Annotated in this window: 15 protein-coding genes; 7 read left to right on the top strand and 8 right to left on the bottom strand. The window is 57.8% G+C overall.

What is annotated here, in order from left to right:
- Nucleotides 1-26 precede the first annotated feature (26 nt).
- Nucleotides 27-749 carry an acetoacetyl-CoA reductase gene (gene phbB, locus EH31_RS14645; RefSeq protein WP_034961659.1) on the bottom strand — a complete coding sequence of 241 codons (723 nt, stop codon included), beginning with the start codon at nucleotides 747-749 and terminating at the stop codon, nucleotides 27-29.
- Nucleotides 750-800: 51 nt separating this feature from the next.
- Nucleotides 801-1628, bottom strand: a complete 828-nt coding sequence (locus EH31_RS14640) for a hypothetical protein (RefSeq protein WP_241765947.1) — start codon at nucleotides 1626-1628, stop codon at nucleotides 801-803.
- A gap of 413 nt (nucleotides 1629-2041) precedes the next feature.
- Between EH31_RS14640 and EH31_RS14635 the strand changes: the two genes are divergently transcribed.
- The 5 genes from EH31_RS14635 to EH31_RS14615 all read left to right on the top strand — a co-directional run bounded on the left by EH31_RS14635 (nucleotide 2042) and on the right by EH31_RS14615 (nucleotide 8206).
- Nucleotides 2042-2497, top strand: a complete 456-nt coding sequence (locus tag EH31_RS14635; protein WP_034961658.1) for a DUF3576 domain-containing protein — start codon at nucleotides 2042-2044, stop codon at nucleotides 2495-2497.
- 103 nt (nucleotides 2498-2600) lie between these two features.
- Nucleotides 2601-5108 carry a leucine--tRNA ligase gene (leuS, locus tag EH31_RS14630; protein WP_034961656.1) on the top strand — a complete coding sequence of 836 codons (2508 nt, stop codon included), beginning with the start codon at nucleotides 2601-2603 and terminating at the stop codon, nucleotides 5106-5108.
- Nucleotides 5108-5635, top strand: coding sequence for an LPS assembly lipoprotein LptE (gene lptE, locus EH31_RS14625; protein WP_051699309.1), 528 nt, complete (start codon nucleotides 5108-5110; stop codon nucleotides 5633-5635). The genes leuS and lptE overlap by 1 nt, the downstream gene beginning before the upstream one ends.
- A gap of 10 nt (nucleotides 5636-5645) precedes the next feature.
- Nucleotides 5646-6686: a DNA polymerase III subunit delta gene (gene holA / locus EH31_RS14620; protein WP_034961653.1), complete on the top strand. Its 1041-nt coding sequence runs from the start codon at nucleotides 5646-5648 to the stop codon at nucleotides 6684-6686.
- A 116-nt stretch (nucleotides 6687-6802) separates the two neighbouring features.
- On the top strand, nucleotides 6803-8206 hold the full coding sequence (locus tag EH31_RS14615; protein WP_034961651.1) for a sugar transferase: 1404 nt from the start codon (nucleotides 6803-6805) through the stop codon (nucleotides 8204-8206).
- A gap of 48 nt (nucleotides 8207-8254) precedes the next feature.
- Here the strand turns inward: EH31_RS14615 and EH31_RS14610 are convergent, their stop codons facing one another.
- The 3 genes from EH31_RS14610 to EH31_RS14600 are packed head-to-tail and all read right to left on the bottom strand — an operon-like array spanning nucleotide 8255 to nucleotide 10139.
- On the bottom strand, nucleotides 8255-8815 hold the full coding sequence (locus tag EH31_RS14610; RefSeq protein ID WP_051699331.1) for an LptA/OstA family protein: 561 nt from the start codon (nucleotides 8813-8815) through the stop codon (nucleotides 8255-8257).
- A gap of 11 nt (nucleotides 8816-8826) precedes the next feature.
- Complete coding sequence (lptC, locus tag EH31_RS14605) at nucleotides 8827-9492, bottom strand: LPS export ABC transporter periplasmic protein LptC (protein ID WP_051699308.1); 666 nt, start codon at nucleotides 9490-9492, stop codon at nucleotides 8827-8829.
- Nucleotides 9493-9503: 11 nt separating this feature from the next.
- Nucleotides 9504-10139 carry a ribonuclease D gene (locus tag EH31_RS14600; protein ID WP_034961646.1) on the bottom strand — a complete coding sequence of 212 codons (636 nt, stop codon included), beginning with the start codon at nucleotides 10137-10139 and terminating at the stop codon, nucleotides 9504-9506.
- A 102-nt stretch (nucleotides 10140-10241) separates the two neighbouring features.
- On the opposite strand from EH31_RS14600, the gene ung reads away from it, so the two are divergent.
- The gene (ung, locus tag EH31_RS14595) at nucleotides 10242-10928 is read left to right on the top strand and encodes a uracil-DNA glycosylase (RefSeq protein WP_034961644.1); all 687 of its coding nucleotides are present in this window, start codon (nucleotides 10242-10244) and stop codon (nucleotides 10926-10928) included.
- Between the two features lie 59 nt (nucleotides 10929-10987).
- Nucleotides 10988-11779 (top strand): enoyl-CoA hydratase, encoded by a 792-nt coding sequence (locus EH31_RS14590; RefSeq protein ID WP_051699330.1) that lies wholly within the window; start codon nucleotides 10988-10990, stop codon nucleotides 11777-11779.
- A gap of 6 nt (nucleotides 11780-11785) precedes the next feature.
- Here EH31_RS14590 and EH31_RS14585 read toward each other — a convergent pair whose 3' ends face one another.
- From EH31_RS14585 to EH31_RS14575, 3 genes are all read right to left on the bottom strand, one after another.
- Nucleotides 11786-12496 carry a hypothetical protein gene (locus EH31_RS14585; RefSeq protein ID WP_206742043.1) on the bottom strand — a complete coding sequence of 237 codons (711 nt, stop codon included), beginning with the start codon at nucleotides 12494-12496 and terminating at the stop codon, nucleotides 11786-11788.
- 49 nt (nucleotides 12497-12545) lie between these two features.
- Nucleotides 12546-13802, bottom strand: a complete 1257-nt coding sequence (locus tag EH31_RS14580) for a carbohydrate porin (RefSeq protein WP_051699307.1) — start codon at nucleotides 13800-13802, stop codon at nucleotides 12546-12548.
- A gap of 170 nt (nucleotides 13803-13972) precedes the next feature.
- Nucleotides 13973-15424 carry a glutamate synthase subunit beta gene (locus tag EH31_RS14575; RefSeq protein ID WP_034961640.1) on the bottom strand — a complete coding sequence of 484 codons (1452 nt, stop codon included), beginning with the start codon at nucleotides 15422-15424 and terminating at the stop codon, nucleotides 13973-13975.
- Nucleotides 15425-15431: the final 7 nt, after the last annotated feature.

Genomic DNA, 15431 nt, shown 5'->3' with positions numbered 1-15431 from the left:
CTGTGATCTTTGTATATCGCCTGCGATCAATACATATGCTGGCCGCCATTGATGCTCATCGTGGAGCCGGTCATAAAAGCGCCGTTGTCGGATGTGAGGAACGCGACACCGCGCGCGATTTCTTCTGCCGTCCCAAGTCGGCCCACCGGAATTTGGGCGACGATTTTCTCCAGCACTGGTTCGGGAACAGCTGCGACCATATCGGTGTCGATATAGCCGGGCGCAATTGCATTGACGGTGACGCCAAACTTTGCCCCCTCTTGTGCGAGCGCTTTGGTAAAGCCGTGAATGCCTGACTTGGCCGCGGCGTAGTTGACCTGGCCATATTGACCAGCCTGACCGTTGATAGAGCCAATGTTGACGATCCGGCCCCATTTGCGCTCTCGCATACCGGGGAAGGTGGCTTTGGCCATGTTGAAGCACCCGCCAAGATTGACGCGCATCACGTCATTCCAATCCTCAAAACTCATCTTGTGCAAAGTGCCGTCGCGGGTGATCCCGGCATTGTTAACGACGATATCGACCGGCCCGTATTCTTCCGCGACCTTGGCGCATCCTTCAAGGCACGCCTCGTGATCGCCCACGTCCCATTTGTAGGAGGGGATGCCGGTTGCTTTGGTAAAGGCGGCCGCTGCTTCATCATTGCCGCCATAATTGGCGATGACCGTGTGGCCTTGGCGCTTGAGGCGTTGGCAAATAGCCTCACCAATTCCGCGCGTTCCTCCGGTGACTATGGCGACTTTACTCATGACTGATACCTTCCATCCGATGATGGCGCTAAGAGTAGCTGTGCCGTAGCGTCAGGCAACAAAAAACCCCGCTGGAAGGCGGGGTTGCATACGAATGTCTAATAGGCTGTCTTTCACAGAATTGGTCAGCGGATCGAGGCGATCGAGACGGTCGCGCTCTTGACTAAGGCGCACGCCAGCGGTCACGTCGAGATTGGGCGAGAGACGGAAGCTACCGCCAAGGTCGACCGTTTGTGCAGAGACTGCGTCGAGCGTGTTGCTCGACCGGCCAGCGATGCGCTCATCTTCAAGCTCAATGCGCGGTTGAAGGCGGCTGGGTTTGTCAACGCGGGTTGGCTTTGCCGGTTCAAACTGCGCAAGGTCGGGCATGCCCAGGTCCCGCAAGCTGTTATCAATAACACTCCGCCCTGATGGCGCGGTAGCTGCTGGAGCTTGTGCACGGGCAAAGCTTGTGTAGCCGCGCGCAGTGCCGAGGTTGAAGCGGTTCGCCTGAACACCGGCAAGCTGCGATCCGGTGCCGGGCGCTTTATCGATTGCTGAGCGGACAGATATGGCGCGCGCCACATCATTGTCGAGCCGGACGGCCACAGTCACTGTGCGCTCATTATTGGAGATGTTTGCACCCAATGGCGTGAACCGAATGCCGCGCTCACGCGCTTTTTCCGCAACCCGCGCAGCCAATGCTGGATCAACAGAGGCAGGCGTGAAAAGTTCAAAGGCAGAAGATTTGGATGCAAGATCGCTCTCGCCGAGGCTAACCACCGCAAGACCAGCGGACGGCAGGACAAGAGAAACAGCCGCAGCAAACCCAAGCAACGACCGAGAAGCGCGCTTGTGCTCGCCTCCTGTGCCCGCTGTCTTGATTGATCCCTGTTTCACTGCTCTTCCAATGCCTTTTGCTAAAATCTACCGTTATAGCGTTAGACCAAATTCTGTCTGAACCTTCGCTGACGTTACGTCTGCCTTGGCTCTCCGGTCACAAATAGCGACTCGACCTTTTTATTACCAGACAGTGTTAGAAGTATGACAGCGGCCCCCGCAATCGATTCTGCAAGTGCCCGCGCGGTTAACCTTGCACCTGTTGCGAAGAGCACACAGGCCACCTGACCTATGCCGCATCTCCATAAGCGCCCAGAAATGCCACAGGCGATCAATTCAGGCGGGGTAAAGGACCCCATTCCTAGGCGGTCACTCCACGATGGCTGAAAGTTGTCGGTGAAAGTGCGCTTGCCCGAAGGCCTGCGCCCGTTATAGAGCATAACGCAGGACGTTAAGAGGGACATACATTCGCTGTGACACGCGCAAAACTAGCATTTACTAAGCCCGCGAAACTCGCAATCGGTGCTCTGGCTATCGTAGGCCTTGCCGCGTGTGGAGGGTCTGAGCGCCCTCGCACTGAGCTTGCAGCAGCCCAAATCAACACGATTGGCGTAAACGCTTATCTTTGGCGCGGTGCGCTTGAAACGTTGAGCTTTGCCCCGCTTGCAACCGCGGACAGCAATGGCGGCGTGATCGTAACCGATTGGTACGCCAACCCTTCAAACCCGGAAGAACGGGTCAAGGTTTTCGTGGCGATCCTCGATCAGGACCTTCGCGCAGACGCACTTCGGGTGACCGCCAACCGTCAGGTTTCGCAAGGCGGAAATTGGGTCGATGCCCCGGTTCAGGCGGCGACTGTGCAAAAGCTTGAGGATATTATCCTTACCAAAGCGCGTGATCTTCGGCGTAAGGCTTTGTCGGGCAGTTAAGCCTGCCTGGTCTTGAAAGACCAATGCATCACGATGATCGGAAACAGGGGGCTGCGATGCGCGGCCCTCTTGCGCTTGTCGTGGGGCGCGTTAGCGAGAAATCATGAACGATACACGATTCGAACCGGCAAAAGCCGACAGGCGCTGGCAAGCTGCTTGGGACAAGGCTGGCACATTCAACGCCGATTCCAATAGCGATAAGCCAAAATCCTACGTGCTTGAGATGTTTCCCTATCCATCGGGGCGCATCCACATGGGGCACGTGCGCAATTACACGATGGGCGATGTGCTGGCGCGCTACAAGAAGATGCGCGGGTTTGAAGTGCTCCACCCGATGGGCTGGGACGCGTTCGGGATGCCTGCCGAAAACGCGGCGATGGAAAAGAAAGTGCATCCTGGCGCCTGGACCCGTTCCAACATTGAGGCGATGAAAGCGCAGTTGAAGCGCATCGGTTTTGCGCTCGACTGGACCCGCGAGTTCGCGACCTGCGACCCTGAATATTACGGGCATGAACAAGCGCTGTTCCTCGATATGTATGAAGCAGGGCTGATTGATCGGCGTTCGTCAGAGGTCAATTGGGACCCGGTGGATATGACTGTGCTCGCCAATGAGCAGGTGATTGACGGCAAGGGCTGGCGTTCGGGCGCTGAGGTCGAAAAGCGCAAGCTGGACCAGTGGTTCTTGAAGATCACCGACTTTGCCGAAGACCTGCTCGACGGGTTGGACGATCTCAAAGACTGGCCCGACAAGGTCAAGCTGATGCAGGAAAACTGGATCGGGAAATCGCAGGGTCTGGAGTTCAGCTTTGACCTCTCGAACGGAGAGAAGCTGCCGGTTTACACCACGCGGCCCGATACGATCTTCGGCGCGAGCTTTGTCGCGGTTGCAGCCGACCACCCTGTGGCGCAGGCGCTCAGCGGTGACCCGCAAGTCGCGGCATTCATCGAGGAATGCAAGAAGGGCGGCACCACGGCGGCGGCACTCGAGACGGCGGAGAAGCTGGGCTTCAAAACCAGCATCACTGCCAAGCACCCATTTTCGGGTCTGGACCTTCCAGTGTTCATCGCGAACTTTGTGCTGATGGATTACGGCACAGGCGCGGTCATGGGCGTACCGGGCCACGACCAGCGCGACTTTGAATTTGCGACGAAATACGAGCTTCCCATCACCCGCGTGGTGGCAAAGGACGTGTCGGAGGCCGATGCCCCCATGGGCGGCGAAGCGGAAAGTGGCGACGGCGTGATCGTCAATTCCGACTTCCTCAATGGGATGAGCGTTGAGGACGCCAAGGCCGATGTGATTTCCCGCGCCGAGGACGGCAGCTGGGGCAAGGGCACCACCGTTTGGCGGCTGCGCGATTGGGGCATTTCGCGCCAGCGGTATTGGGGCACGCCCATCCCCTTCATCCATTGCGATACCTGCGGGATTGTCCCCGTGCCCAAGGACCAGCTTCCCGTAACGCTGCCCGAGGATGTGGATTTCGAGACGCCCGGCAATCCGCTGGAGCGCCACGCCACGTGGAAGCACACGTCTTGTCCCAAATGCGGCGGGCAGGCGCGGCGCGAGACCGATACGCTCGACACATTCACGAACAGCTCGTGGTATTTCCTGCGCTTTGCCTCGCAGCCTGCGGACAAGCCGTTTGACGCTGAAGAAATCGCCAAGTGGATGCCGGTCGAGCATTATATCGGCGGGATCGAGCATGCGATTTTGCACCTGCTCTACGCGCGGTTCTGGACGCGGGCGCTGGCGCACATCGGCAAGTTTGATGTGAAAGAACCCTTCGCCTCGTTGTTTACGCAAGGCATGGTCACGCACGAGACTTACCGTTCGGGTGACAGGGGTTGGCTCTCTCCCGATGAGGTGCGCATCGAGGGCGAGAAGGCTTTCGCGCTTGATAGCGGCGAACAAGTCGAGCGCGGCCGCGTCATCAAGATGTCGAAGTCTAAGAAGAACGTCGTCGACCCTGACAATATCATCAATGACTACGGCGCTGACGCGGTGCGCTGGTTCATGCTCTCAGATTCGCCGCCAGAGCGTGATCTGCCATGGTCCGAGGCCGGGATTGAGGGCTGCTATCGCTTCGTCCAACGCCTGTGGCGCCTGTTCGATCAGCTTGATGAAAGCGCAACCGGCGAAGACAAACCGCTCGCCCGCCGCGCACACCAGACAATCGTGGCTGTTGCCGACGATATCGAGGCATTAAGCTTCAACAAAGCGGTGGCGCGCATTTATGAGCTCACCGGTGCGGCTGAAAAAGCCGCGCCAAGCGAGTCTCGTAATTTCGCCATCCGCGCGCTGCTCCATATGGTCAGCCCCATGATGCCGCACCTCGCCGAAGAAGCGTATGCCAAGATGGGCGCAGACCATCTGCTCGCTGACGCCCCATGGCCGACACACGACGAAGCCATGCTGGTCGAGGATGAGGTCACGATCGCCGTGCAGCACAAGGGCAAATTGCGCGACACCCTGACTGCCCCCAAAGGCGCGTCCAAAGAAGATTTGGAAGCGATGGCGCTCGCCTCAGAGAAGGTCCAGCGCTCACTTGATGGTGCAGAAATCCGTAAAGTCATTGTCGTGCCCGACCGGCTCGTTAATATCGTCACCTGATGAAGTGTAGCCCACCCTTTTTGGCCGCCTTTCTGGCTTTTGCCCTTGGCCTGCCCCTTTCAGGATGCGGGCTCCAACCGCTCTATTCGGGCGGCGCATCAAGCTCTGTGGCGCAGGGCCTCGCCGCAATCGACGTCCCCGCCATTCCGGGGCGCGACGGCTGGCTTGTTCGCAATGCGTTGCAGGATCGGCTGGGCGCGGCAGGCGATGTGGGTGGTTATCGTTACCGCCTTGATGTGCGGCTCGATGATGCGCTTGAGGCTTTGGGCGTACTCAACGATGATACGATCAGTCGTGAGCTTCGTATCCTGCGTTCGCGCTATCAATTGGTGGATTTGAGCACGGGCGAAATCCTGCTTGATGCGACCGCCGGGTCGGACGCGGGGATCGATGTGGTTTCCAGCGAATACGCCACAATTGCCGCGGAACAGCGCGCGCTCGAAAACCTGGCTCAAGAAGTGGCTAGCCGGATGGTAACTCGGGTTGCCTTGACGCTCCGGGAGCGTGAGCGCGCTGTGTCTCAATGAGGCCGGCATAATGAAGGCCAAGCACACCGAATTTTCCCGTGGGCTGCCCCGGTCTGCGTTTGAGGCCTCGATATTCTTCTTTTGCGGCCCAGATGAAGCGGGTGCCTCTGCTGCTGCAAACAAAGTGATCGCGGCTCTGCCTGAGGCAGGCGAGCGGATCGAATTGTCCGGCGGCGATCTCAAACGCGATCCAGCTCTGCTTGGGGATGAAGCGCGGTCAGGTTCGCTCTTTGGCGACAAACGCCACATTTTGGCGCGTGTGGCCGGCGAGGAAGCGCATGATGCGTTAAAAGCGATGATTGAAACGAGCGACGCAGGCGCGGGGCAAGCAGCGCCAGTACTGATTGTGGCAACCTCTGCGACGGACAAATCGCGTACCGCAAAACTGCTCGAAAAGCGGCCTGACGCGCTTGTCACCATGTTTTACCAGCCTGACCTACCCAGCGTTGCAGGTGCGGTGCGCGCCATGGCGGATGCGGCGGGTTTGCGTCTGGGAGGCGATATGGCCGAGCGAATCGCACGAGCCAGCGGCCTCGATGTGCGCCTCGCCCAGTCCGAAGTCGACAAGCTGGCGCTTTATCTTGACGCATCATCGCAAAATCCGAAGACCGCGAGCCCGCAAGACTTCGCAGAGATTGGTGCCCCCACCGATGACGATGGCTTTGGCCCCGTGGTTAACGCAGTTTTTGGCGGTGAGCTTGGGAAATTGCCAAACGAACTTAAACGGATAAAGGAGCTTGGCCTTAATCCGGTTGGCCTTTTGCTAGCTCTTGAAAGGCGCGCCACGCAGCTTACGCTTATTGCCGCCAGGCTCGGCCCCCGAGGCTCTTTTGACAATTTAGGCAAGGGCGAGAAAGCCCAGCTCGGCATCTTCTGGAAAGAAGAACGCGAAATCCGTCAACAGCTTGGCCGCTGGCCGGGCGTGAAGCTTGATCGCTTGATCCCGCGTCTCACAGCCCTTCATCAAAGCCTGCTGTCAAACAGTCAGGCCGCAGAGCTCTTGCTTGCGCAAGACCTCACTCAAATCGCCAGATTTGCTGCGAAACGGTAGCATTTTCGGACAAGCGCAAATTCCCACACTGGCGCAAAATGTAAACCTGTGTAAGAACCCCTAAGCATACTTTAACGGTGCAGCGTTAGGGGGGCCTGCGATAGCGGGCAAAAAACATGAATTCCCACACCGGCGTGCTGCTTGATGCAGCGCAGTCCGAAAAACTAGCGAGACCAATCGCGCCTTCGCTGGAAAAGCGCCGTTTGCGCGCTTTTGCGGTAATGATGATTGTGGATGCCGTCTTGCTGCATCTGGCTTTTGCACTGGCAAGTTTGATCTACCAAGGGACGTGGTGGGGTCCGCGGAACATGGTTGCGGTGCAGACTATGTTGCCGGTCTTCTTTACCATTGCTCTTTACAATGGGACCTATGGCGGCAAGTCACTTGGCGATTGGATATTTGCATCCAAACGCGCTCTTATGGCGCTGGTGGTTTCAACCGCGCTGATCAACTTCCTTGCGTTTTATACCAAGTCTAACGCTGAATTCTCACGTGTTTCGGTCACTCTGGGCCTGATTTTGTCTGCTTTGGCGCTGGTTTCCTTCCGCCGGGTGTTGCTGACATTTATCAACCGCTTCTGGCAGGGGCGCACCACCAATGAGCTGGTCATCGACGATGATGGTCCAAGCTTTGTCGCGGAAAAAGGCGAGGTCATTCTTGCGTCTGATTACGCGCTTGACCCCACAAGCCATGACCCTTTCATGTTCGACCGCTTGGGTAAGCTCCTGCAAAATCAGGATAAGGTCGTAGTGAGCTGCCCTCGTGAGCGGCGCGCACAATGGGCGTTCTTGCTCAAATCCGCGGGCGTTCACGGTGAGATCGTAAGCCAGCCTGCCCACGAGCTGGGCGCGCTGGGCGTGCATCACTATGAAGCGCAAGACCGAACCACGCTGATCGTATCCAACGGTCCCTTGAAACTGCGTTCGCGCATCTCGAAGCGCCTTTTTGACACAGCGATCGTAGGCGGGGCGTTGCTGGTTTTGTCACCGCTGCTGGTGTTGGTTGCCATTCTTATCAAGCTAGCAGATGGCGGCCCTGTCCTGTTTGTTCAGCGCCGCATGGGCCGGGGCAACACCTTCTTCAATATGTTCAAGTTCCGCTCGATGAAGGTGGAAAAGAACGATGCCGAGGGTGCGCGTTCGACGGGCCGCGAGGATGACCGGGTAACCCGCATAGGGGCCTTTATCCGCAAAACGAGCATTGATGAGCTGCCCCAGCTGATCAACGTGCTTAAAGGCGATATGTCGATTGTGGGCCCGCGCCCACACGCGCTTGGCAGCCAGGCGAACAACAAATATTTCTGGGAAGTCGATGCGCAATATTGGCGCCGTCATTGCCTAAAGCCGGGTCTCACGGGCTTGGCGCAGGTTCGCGGTCACAGAGGTGCGACTGAGAAGGAATCTGACCTCACCGACCGCCTACAATCAGACCTTGAGTATATCTCGGGCTGGTCACTGCGGCGTGATATCGAGATCGTATTCAGGACTGCTCTCGTGCTCAGTCACGACAATGCCTATTGATGATTGAGCGGTCACGTCTGGGCCTTGCGGCCGCCAACACGTCCCGACCTAGTCCTGAGGTACGCTAAAGGTGCCGGTGACCCGGCCGTCGGAGCCTGTTTCACTTGAACTGCCGCCCGCTGCACGCCCGTCGATCGTCGAAAGGCCGCTCGCCAGGTCAATTACGAGGCGTCCGCCGTTTAGCGTGTCACCGCCCCGGCGCAACGAAACATTGCCCGCCATGGTGATGATCCGCCTGTTAAAGTCATAAACTGCCACATCACCCGACGCTCGTTCATTTCCGCGCGTCACAACGACACTGCCATTAGCGGTAATACGCTGCACATCCAGCGAGCCATCATCGGTGTAATTGGCAAGCATCCGATTGGAGCGCACTATCAGCCCTGCCTGATTGACGGTGACGCCGCCGCCTAGAACCACGCGGTTAGCGCGGTCGTCAAAGTCGATACTGCCTGCATCAAAGGAGACAGGCGCACGGGTGTTGTGTGAGGAAATGCTCTGCGCCTGCAGCGTCATGCCGCCTGCCAGAACACCGCCCAATACCAGCCCTCCAGCGGCCCAGCCTAAAGCAACTTTTGCGAGCGCAATCTTTCCCAGTTTTGCAGTCATAGTGCGTTCCATCATGGGACCCTCAATTTGCCCGGCACCATAGTGAACCGTGCATTCCCATCAAGCGAGATCGTGCGCGCATCAAGGTCTGCACGCATGGTATTGGCGCTAAAACTACCAGCAGGAACCACGCCTTCGACTCCGTCAGACCCGGTCATCGTGCGGCTTTCAAGATTGAATGAAACGCCGCTTGCTTGAATCGCATAGCCGTCTGCGGTGCGCACGCGCATGGTGCCATCGACATCGACCACCTCGCTGTTGATGTCATAAACCCCGCCTTCAGCCGAAAGCCGCGCGGGGCCATCTTCGAGCAGGAGTTGAGCGAGAAGGTCGTTCATGCGCACTTTACCTTCGGCGCTGGAGCGCTGAACCGCTTCGCCTGCGGTGATGGAAAACGGGCGGCCTTCATTATCGCGGCCCCGGTACATGGCATTGTCAACGCTCAGGCGTTCTTCGATTACAGACACCTGCGTGCGATCAAGCAGAAAGCTGACTTCGCCGCGCGGCGACAATGGCGTGATAATCATCAATGCTGCAAGCACGCCCACACCCATGGGCAAAGCGCGTGCAAGAAACCCGACAAGTTTGTCATGGGCACCGCCAGGCGTCGCAAAATCCTGTCTTTTGCTGCGAAGCGCCTGTGCGCGCTGGGTTTCGATGCGGCGTTTGATGACCATGGGACGCCAGCTTAGCTATAGTAACCTTCATTGTGGCTGAATATGTCGCGGCCATCCCAACCAGCGATGTCGAGCGCGGCGCGGGTTGGCAGAAAATCGAAACAAGCCTGTGCGATTTCCATCCGGCCCTCACGTTCCAACCGCACGATCAACTCATCGCGCAGGCGGTGGAGGAAGCGCACATCGGATGCTGCGTAGTCACGCTGCGCCTCGTTCAGGACAGGTCCGCCCCAGTCAGACGATTGTTGCTGCTTGGAGATATTTTCGCCGAGCAGTTCATCGGTCAGGTTCTTAAGTCCATGCCGGTCGGTATAGGTCCGCACCAGCTTGCTGGCGATCTTGGTGCAGAAGACCGGCGCTGCGACGACGCCCAGATAAAACTGGATGGCGGCAAGATCAAAGCGGCCGAAGTGATAAAGCTTTACCCGGTTCGGGTCGGCCAGAATGCGCGAGAGATTGGGCGCGTCATAATCGCTGCTCGGGGAAAAGCGCACAAGGTGCTCATCACCCGAACCATCGGAGATTTGCACCACGCAAAGGCGGTCCCGGTGAGTGATAAGACCCATCGTCTCTGTATCGACCGCAAGATCGCTCGTGCCTTCAAGGACGCCGTCTGGCAGGTCTTCTTCGTGAAAATGTACTGTCATATTGCGCCTGCCCCTACGCCACATTGCAATAGAGGGAAAGGGGGGGATATTGGGTAGGCGATGTCTCGCCTCTGCCTTGCTGCTAAGTGTACCCACAAACCCATGGCGAGCGACCAAATCCCTGAAAGCTGGCGAGCAGCGCTAGAACCGGTACTGGCAACCCCTGAGGCCAGAAAGCTTGGCGGGTGGCTGAGCGCTGAGGAGAAGGCGGGCAAGATCATCTATCCCCCGCGCGGGGCCCGGCTTGCGGCATTAGAGGCAACGCCTTTACCAGAAGTGCGCGTGGTGATCCTTGGCCAAGATCCCTATCATGGGCCGGGACAGGCGCACGGGCTCAGTTTCTCGGTGCAGGACGGGGTCAAACAGCCGCCGAGCCTCGTCAATATCTTCAAAGAGCTTGAAAGTGACCTTGGTATCCCCCGCCCGCAAACCGGCAATTTGACGCCGTGGGCAAGGCAAGGCGTGCTGCTTTTGAACAACACACTAACCGTGCAAGATGGACAAGCGGGCAGCCATGCAGGGCGCGGCTGGGACGCGATCACGGATGCCTGTGTGCAGGCCGTTGTAGACGCCGGCGCGGTTTGCGTTTTTATCCTTTGGGGCAGTCATGCCGCGAAAAAGGCGGGACGGGTAAAGGGGCTTGGCACTGCTGCGCACCACCTGGTCCTTCAATCCCCGCACCCCTCACCCTTGTCCGCCCATCGCGGCTTCTTCGGTTCCAAGCCGTTTAGTCAGGCGAATGCGTTTTTGGACGCCCAAGGGCGCGGAAGTATTGATTGGGCACTATGATCCCAGCATTCCCACTTGCATCAAATGCGCTGCATAGGCGCGAAAGGAGCACCGAGACGATGAGCGAGAACCCCGAAGATATCGTCCTTTATGAGGTCAACAATGGCGTCGCGCTGGTCACGTTGAACCGCCCCCATGCGATGAATGCAATCAACCGGCAGCTAAGGCGTCGTTTGTATGATGTGATGCGCATGGCCGACGCCGATGGAGCGGTCAAAGTGGTGCTGCTGACGGGCGCTGGTACGCGCGCCTTTACCGCTGGCCTCGACCTAAAAGAGCTTGGCAGCGAAGAGGGCGCATTGGGGGCGGCCAATGACACAGACCCTGCCAACAATCCTGTCAAAGCCATCGAAGTGTGCCGCAAGCCTGTGATCGGCGCGGTGAACGGAGTTGCGATCACGGGCGGTTTCGAAGTGGCGCTTGCCTGCGATTTTCTGGTTGCGGCGACCAATGCGCGCTTTGCTGACACCCATGCGCGGGTCGGGATTGTGCCGGGCTGGGGGCTTTCACAAAAACTCTCACGCATGATCGGGATCGGGCGGGCGAAAGAGCTCGCCTTCACCGGCAATTTCCTTGACGCTGAAACGGCTTTCAAATGGGGCCTTGTCAATCATGTGGTGGAGCCAGAAGACCTTCTTGCAACGGCTATGAAACTGGCCGCAGACGCAGCGAGCATCGATCCCGAATTCTTGCGCAGCTATAAGCAGCTTATCGATGATGGTTATGCCGTGAGCTTTGGTGAAGGCATGGCGATTGAGGCCGAGCGATCATCCTTGGCCAATTCGCAGGTTGCCCCCGGCGAGGTCGAAGCGCGACGGTCCAAGGTGCAGGCGCGCGGGCGCTCGCAATAAAGCGGGTTACTCAGCAGTTGGCGGCGTAAGCTTGCGCAAGGTCATATTGCCAAGGCTGCTTTCAAGGCGCAGCTCGCCGTCCACCAATTGCCCCATCACGCCGTCGAAATCAGCAACGCCCAGATCATTGCGGTGAAAATCAAAGACGATGGTCTGGCCCTCGCGCACTTTGCGGTTCCCTGAAAGCTTGAATGGCCCGGAAAGCACCTGATAGCTTCTGAGATAAAGCTCGATTGTCTCTGGCTTGTCGCAAGTGTCACCCGGTGACCATTTACCATCCATCACAGGTGTCAGGATGAGTTCGCCATTGGCACACAGCCCGCGTACATCGGCAAAGGAAAAGGGCTCGCCACTGTCGGCCCATTGAATGCGCAGGAAGGGGCCGTCTTGGGCATCCTCAACCGCGCTCCATGTGAATTCAGGCGGGACCGGCTTGGGCTCACTTTTAAGGACGATAGCCTCGTTGATCTCTTGCCAGGTGCCCTTCGCTCTCAAATCGAGCCCACCCACCGAAAGGCCCCATTGGAACGTTCCATCTTCGCGCACGATCATGCCCATGGCCGTCTCGAAGCTGTTTCCGTCATAGCGGCCTACAAACTTCGATTGTTCCTGGGGTTGCGACGCCTCTTCGGTTTCATTTTGATCGGGTGAAGGCGTCTCTTGGGCAAGGGCCGCCGAGGGAAAGCCTGCCACCAAAGCGAGCAAAAGAGGTTTCAAATCCATCATCAGGCAATAACAGGCCTGATCCGCAAAAGCGAAGGGCGGATCAAAATACGCTGGTAAGCCTCAATCCAACCGTGACGCCGGTCTTGCGCGAAGCAATAGCGCTGTCATCGATTTGCAGGTCAAAGGTGAGGCCGTGATTGTCGGCAAATTGGTAGGTGTAGAACAGCTCAACACCCTGCTCATCTTCAAGCCCCAACCGAAAGGCCACATCCTCAACCAGCTCATCGGTGAGCGAATATTGGAAGTATGCAGCGCCAAACCGGTCTTGTGGGCGAAACCGCGGATTGCCCGAAACACCGAAATAGCCCGAATAATCGAGGAAAGTCGGGTCTCCCATCGACGCCTGAAAGCGGGCGATGATGCCCCAACCTTTGCCCGGAGCCTCGGCATAGCGGGCGACATATTGATAGGCGGAAAGCTGTACCGCGAGCTCGCCGCTTTCATTGCCGAATGTGCCGATTGGCTGCGCGGGCGGGGTGAGCGCGCTTGGCAGGATATCGCGGGCAAAATCGTCACGAGACGAACCGACAAGAGCGAAGGTGTAGTAGCCCGGATTGCCCTTGATACTGGTGATTTTCGTGGCGGATGCCAGAAATGCGACGCCGTTCCTGAACGGGTCTTCCAATCCGCTGCGTTGATATTGGCTGTCCACATCAAACACCCAAAGCCGGTACAAGGTTTTGCCTTTAGGTAGGGTCAGCATCGCGCCTGTTACTGTGTTCGGAGCGACGCCAGAGGGCGGTAATGCGATGCCAAGGTTTTGAAAGCCGAAGTGCCCGTTGCTTTCTATCAGCGGGATAGCGGCAGAGACATCCAGAAGGTTCATCTTTCCCACTTCCAAAGTGGTGCCGTTCTTCCATTTGTATTGAAGGCTGGCGGACAGATCGACTTTGCCTCTGCCCTCACCCCTGAACAATGCCGTATTGCCCGGGACAAGGCCGATTTCGCCGTTGGAATCCTCGCCCCAACGAAACTCTGGGCGCAAATTGAGGGTGAGGTTGGACGAACCGCCAATAGCGCTCGCATTGGCTCTGATGAAACCATCAATTCGCCCGCCATACCGCAGGGTTGAGGGCGCATCCCCCGAAATGGGTAGATCGGAGATGTGTGAGGCAACGAATTTGACGTTGACGGGATCGGCTTTTGGAGAAGACAGCGGCGTGGTGACTTCTGCCTCGGGCAAAGGCTCTGCGCCTTCAGGCGCCGTTTGCGCCAAAGCAGGGGCTGCGGCCGCCAGTGCAATCAAGCTCAAAAACACCTGGCACGCGCGCATTGCGCTGCCCTTGCAGATAATCATTGCCTCTTTGATCCTCTCTCAGAGGCACCCTGCACTGTGCCTTCCTTATCGGCAATACAGATGGCCGATAAAGTAAGTGAAAATCAAGGCAGTACGTTAGACTATTCTATCGCGGACCGCACTTTATCTACCGCTGTATCAATAATATCACCGCAAGGAATGCGTGGTATTTATCGCGGTAATTCAGACACTCCCATGAGAGCTTCGTCCACGGCGCGGGCACACTGGCGTCCTTCGCGAATGGCCCAGACCACCAGGCTTTGGCCCCTGCGCATGTCGCCGCAAGCAAACACGTTCTCGACGCTGGTGGCGTAGTTTTCTTCATTCGCTGCGACATTGCCGCGATCGGTAAGCTCTACGCCCGATTGGTCGAGAAGGCCCGCTTTGATCGGACCGACAAAGCCCATTGCAAGGAAGATGAGGTCCGCTAGGATCGTGAATTCGCTGCCCACGATTTCGCGCATCTGGTGGCGGCCGTCGTCGTCCTTGACCCATTCGACCCGCGCGCATTCAAGGCCGGTGACTTTCTCGCCGTCGCCCACAACGCGTTTGGTAAGGACCGCCCAGTCGCGCTCAACGCCTTCTTCGTGACTCGACGAGGTGCGAAGCTTCAAGGGCCAGTTCGGCCACGTCATTGCCTTGTCCTCTTTTTCAGGAGGCTTGGGCATGATCTCAAGCTGTGTAACCGACGCGGCGCCCTGACGGTTGGAGGTGCCAACACAGTCAGAGCCCGTGTCACCGCCGCCGATCACGACGACATGCTTGCCTGTGGCCTTGAGTGTTCCGCGCGGAGCGGCTCGGGCTTCGTCGTCGCCTGCGTTACGCTTGTTCTGCTGGGTCAGAAATTCCATCGCGAGGCGAACGCCATTCAATTCAGCGCCAGGAATTTGCAACTGGCGTGCATTCTCCGCGCCGCCTGAAAGCACCACGGCGTCATAGTTTTCCTGCAAGGACTGGAACGAGATATCGACGCCCACTTCCTTGCTGGTTTTGAACGATACCCCTTCGGCTTCCATCTGCTGACAGCGCCGGTTGATGAGGTGTTTTTCCATTTTGAAATCTGGAATGCCGTAACGAAGAAGTCCGCCGATCCGGTCGTTCTTCTCAAACAATGTCACCGAGTGGCCCGCGCGCGCCAATTGCTGCGCGGCCGCCATGCCGGCAGGGCCAGAGCCCACAACGGCGACCGATTTACCGGTCTTTTTCGCAGGCACTTGCGGCGTGACCCAGCCTTCTTTCCATCCGCGATCAACAATCGCGCATTCGATCGATTTGATCGTGACCGGCTGATCAACGATGTTGAGCGTGCACGACGCCTCGCAAGGCGCGGGGCAAATACGACCTGTGAACTCTGGGAAATTGTTGGTGGAATGGAGAACGTCCAAAGCGTTCTTCCAATCGTTTTCGTAAACGAGGTGGTTCCAATCCGGGATCATATTGTTCACCGGACAGCCGTTGTGACAATACGGAATCCCGCAATCCATGCAGCGCGAGGCTTGGCTTGTCAGCGTCTCGTCATCGGGCTGCACCACGAATTCGCGGTAATTGTTCAACCTCTCTTTGGGGTCGAGATAGTCGCGATCACGCCGGTCGAGTTCGAGGAAGCCTGTGTCTTTACCCATTGTTCTG

Origin of the sequence: Erythrobacter longus (genome assembly GCF_000715015.1) — a bacterium.
GTDB classification, from domain to species: domain Bacteria; phylum Pseudomonadota; class Alphaproteobacteria; order Sphingomonadales; family Sphingomonadaceae; genus Erythrobacter; species Erythrobacter longus.
The sequence above is the reverse complement of the archived record's forward strand: the minus strand, read 5'-3'. Positions and strand labels throughout refer to the sequence as shown.

Excerpts from the sequence above, each read along its gene's own strand:
- EH31_RS14590 (WP_051699330.1), top strand. The coding sequence starts at position 10,988 with ATGAGCGAGAACCCCGAAGATATCGTCCTTTATGAGGTCAACAATGGC.
- lptC (WP_051699308.1), bottom strand. The coding sequence starts at position 9,492 with ATGGTCATCAAACGCCGCATCGAAACCCAGCGCGCACAGGCGCTTCGC.
- EH31_RS14575 (WP_034961640.1), bottom strand. The coding sequence starts at position 15,424 with ATGGGTAAAGACACAGGCTTCCTCGAACTCGACCGGCGTGATCGCGAC.
- EH31_RS14580 (WP_051699307.1), bottom strand. The coding sequence starts at position 13,802 with ATGATTATCTGCAAGGGCAGCGCAATGCGCGCGTGCCAGGTGTTTTTG.
- lptE (WP_051699309.1), top strand. The coding sequence starts at position 5,108 with ATGAAGTGTAGCCCACCCTTTTTGGCCGCCTTTCTGGCTTTTGCCCTT.
- ung (WP_034961644.1), top strand. The coding sequence starts at position 10,242 with ATGGCGAGCGACCAAATCCCTGAAAGCTGGCGAGCAGCGCTAGAACCG.
- EH31_RS14615 (WP_034961651.1), top strand. The coding sequence starts at position 6,803 with ATGAATTCCCACACCGGCGTGCTGCTTGATGCAGCGCAGTCCGAAAAA.
- EH31_RS14610 (WP_051699331.1), bottom strand. The coding sequence starts at position 8,815 with ATGACTGCAAAACTGGGAAAGATTGCGCTCGCAAAAGTTGCTTTAGGC.
- EH31_RS14600 (WP_034961646.1), bottom strand. The coding sequence starts at position 10,139 with ATGACAGTACATTTTCACGAAGAAGACCTGCCAGACGGCGTCCTTGAA.
- phbB (WP_034961659.1), bottom strand. The coding sequence starts at position 749 with ATGAGTAAAGTCGCCATAGTCACCGGAGGAACGCGCGGAATTGGTGAG.
- holA (WP_034961653.1), top strand. The coding sequence starts at position 5,646 with ATGAAGGCCAAGCACACCGAATTTTCCCGTGGGCTGCCCCGGTCTGCG.
- leuS (WP_034961656.1), top strand. The coding sequence starts at position 2,601 with ATGAACGATACACGATTCGAACCGGCAAAAGCCGACAGGCGCTGGCAA.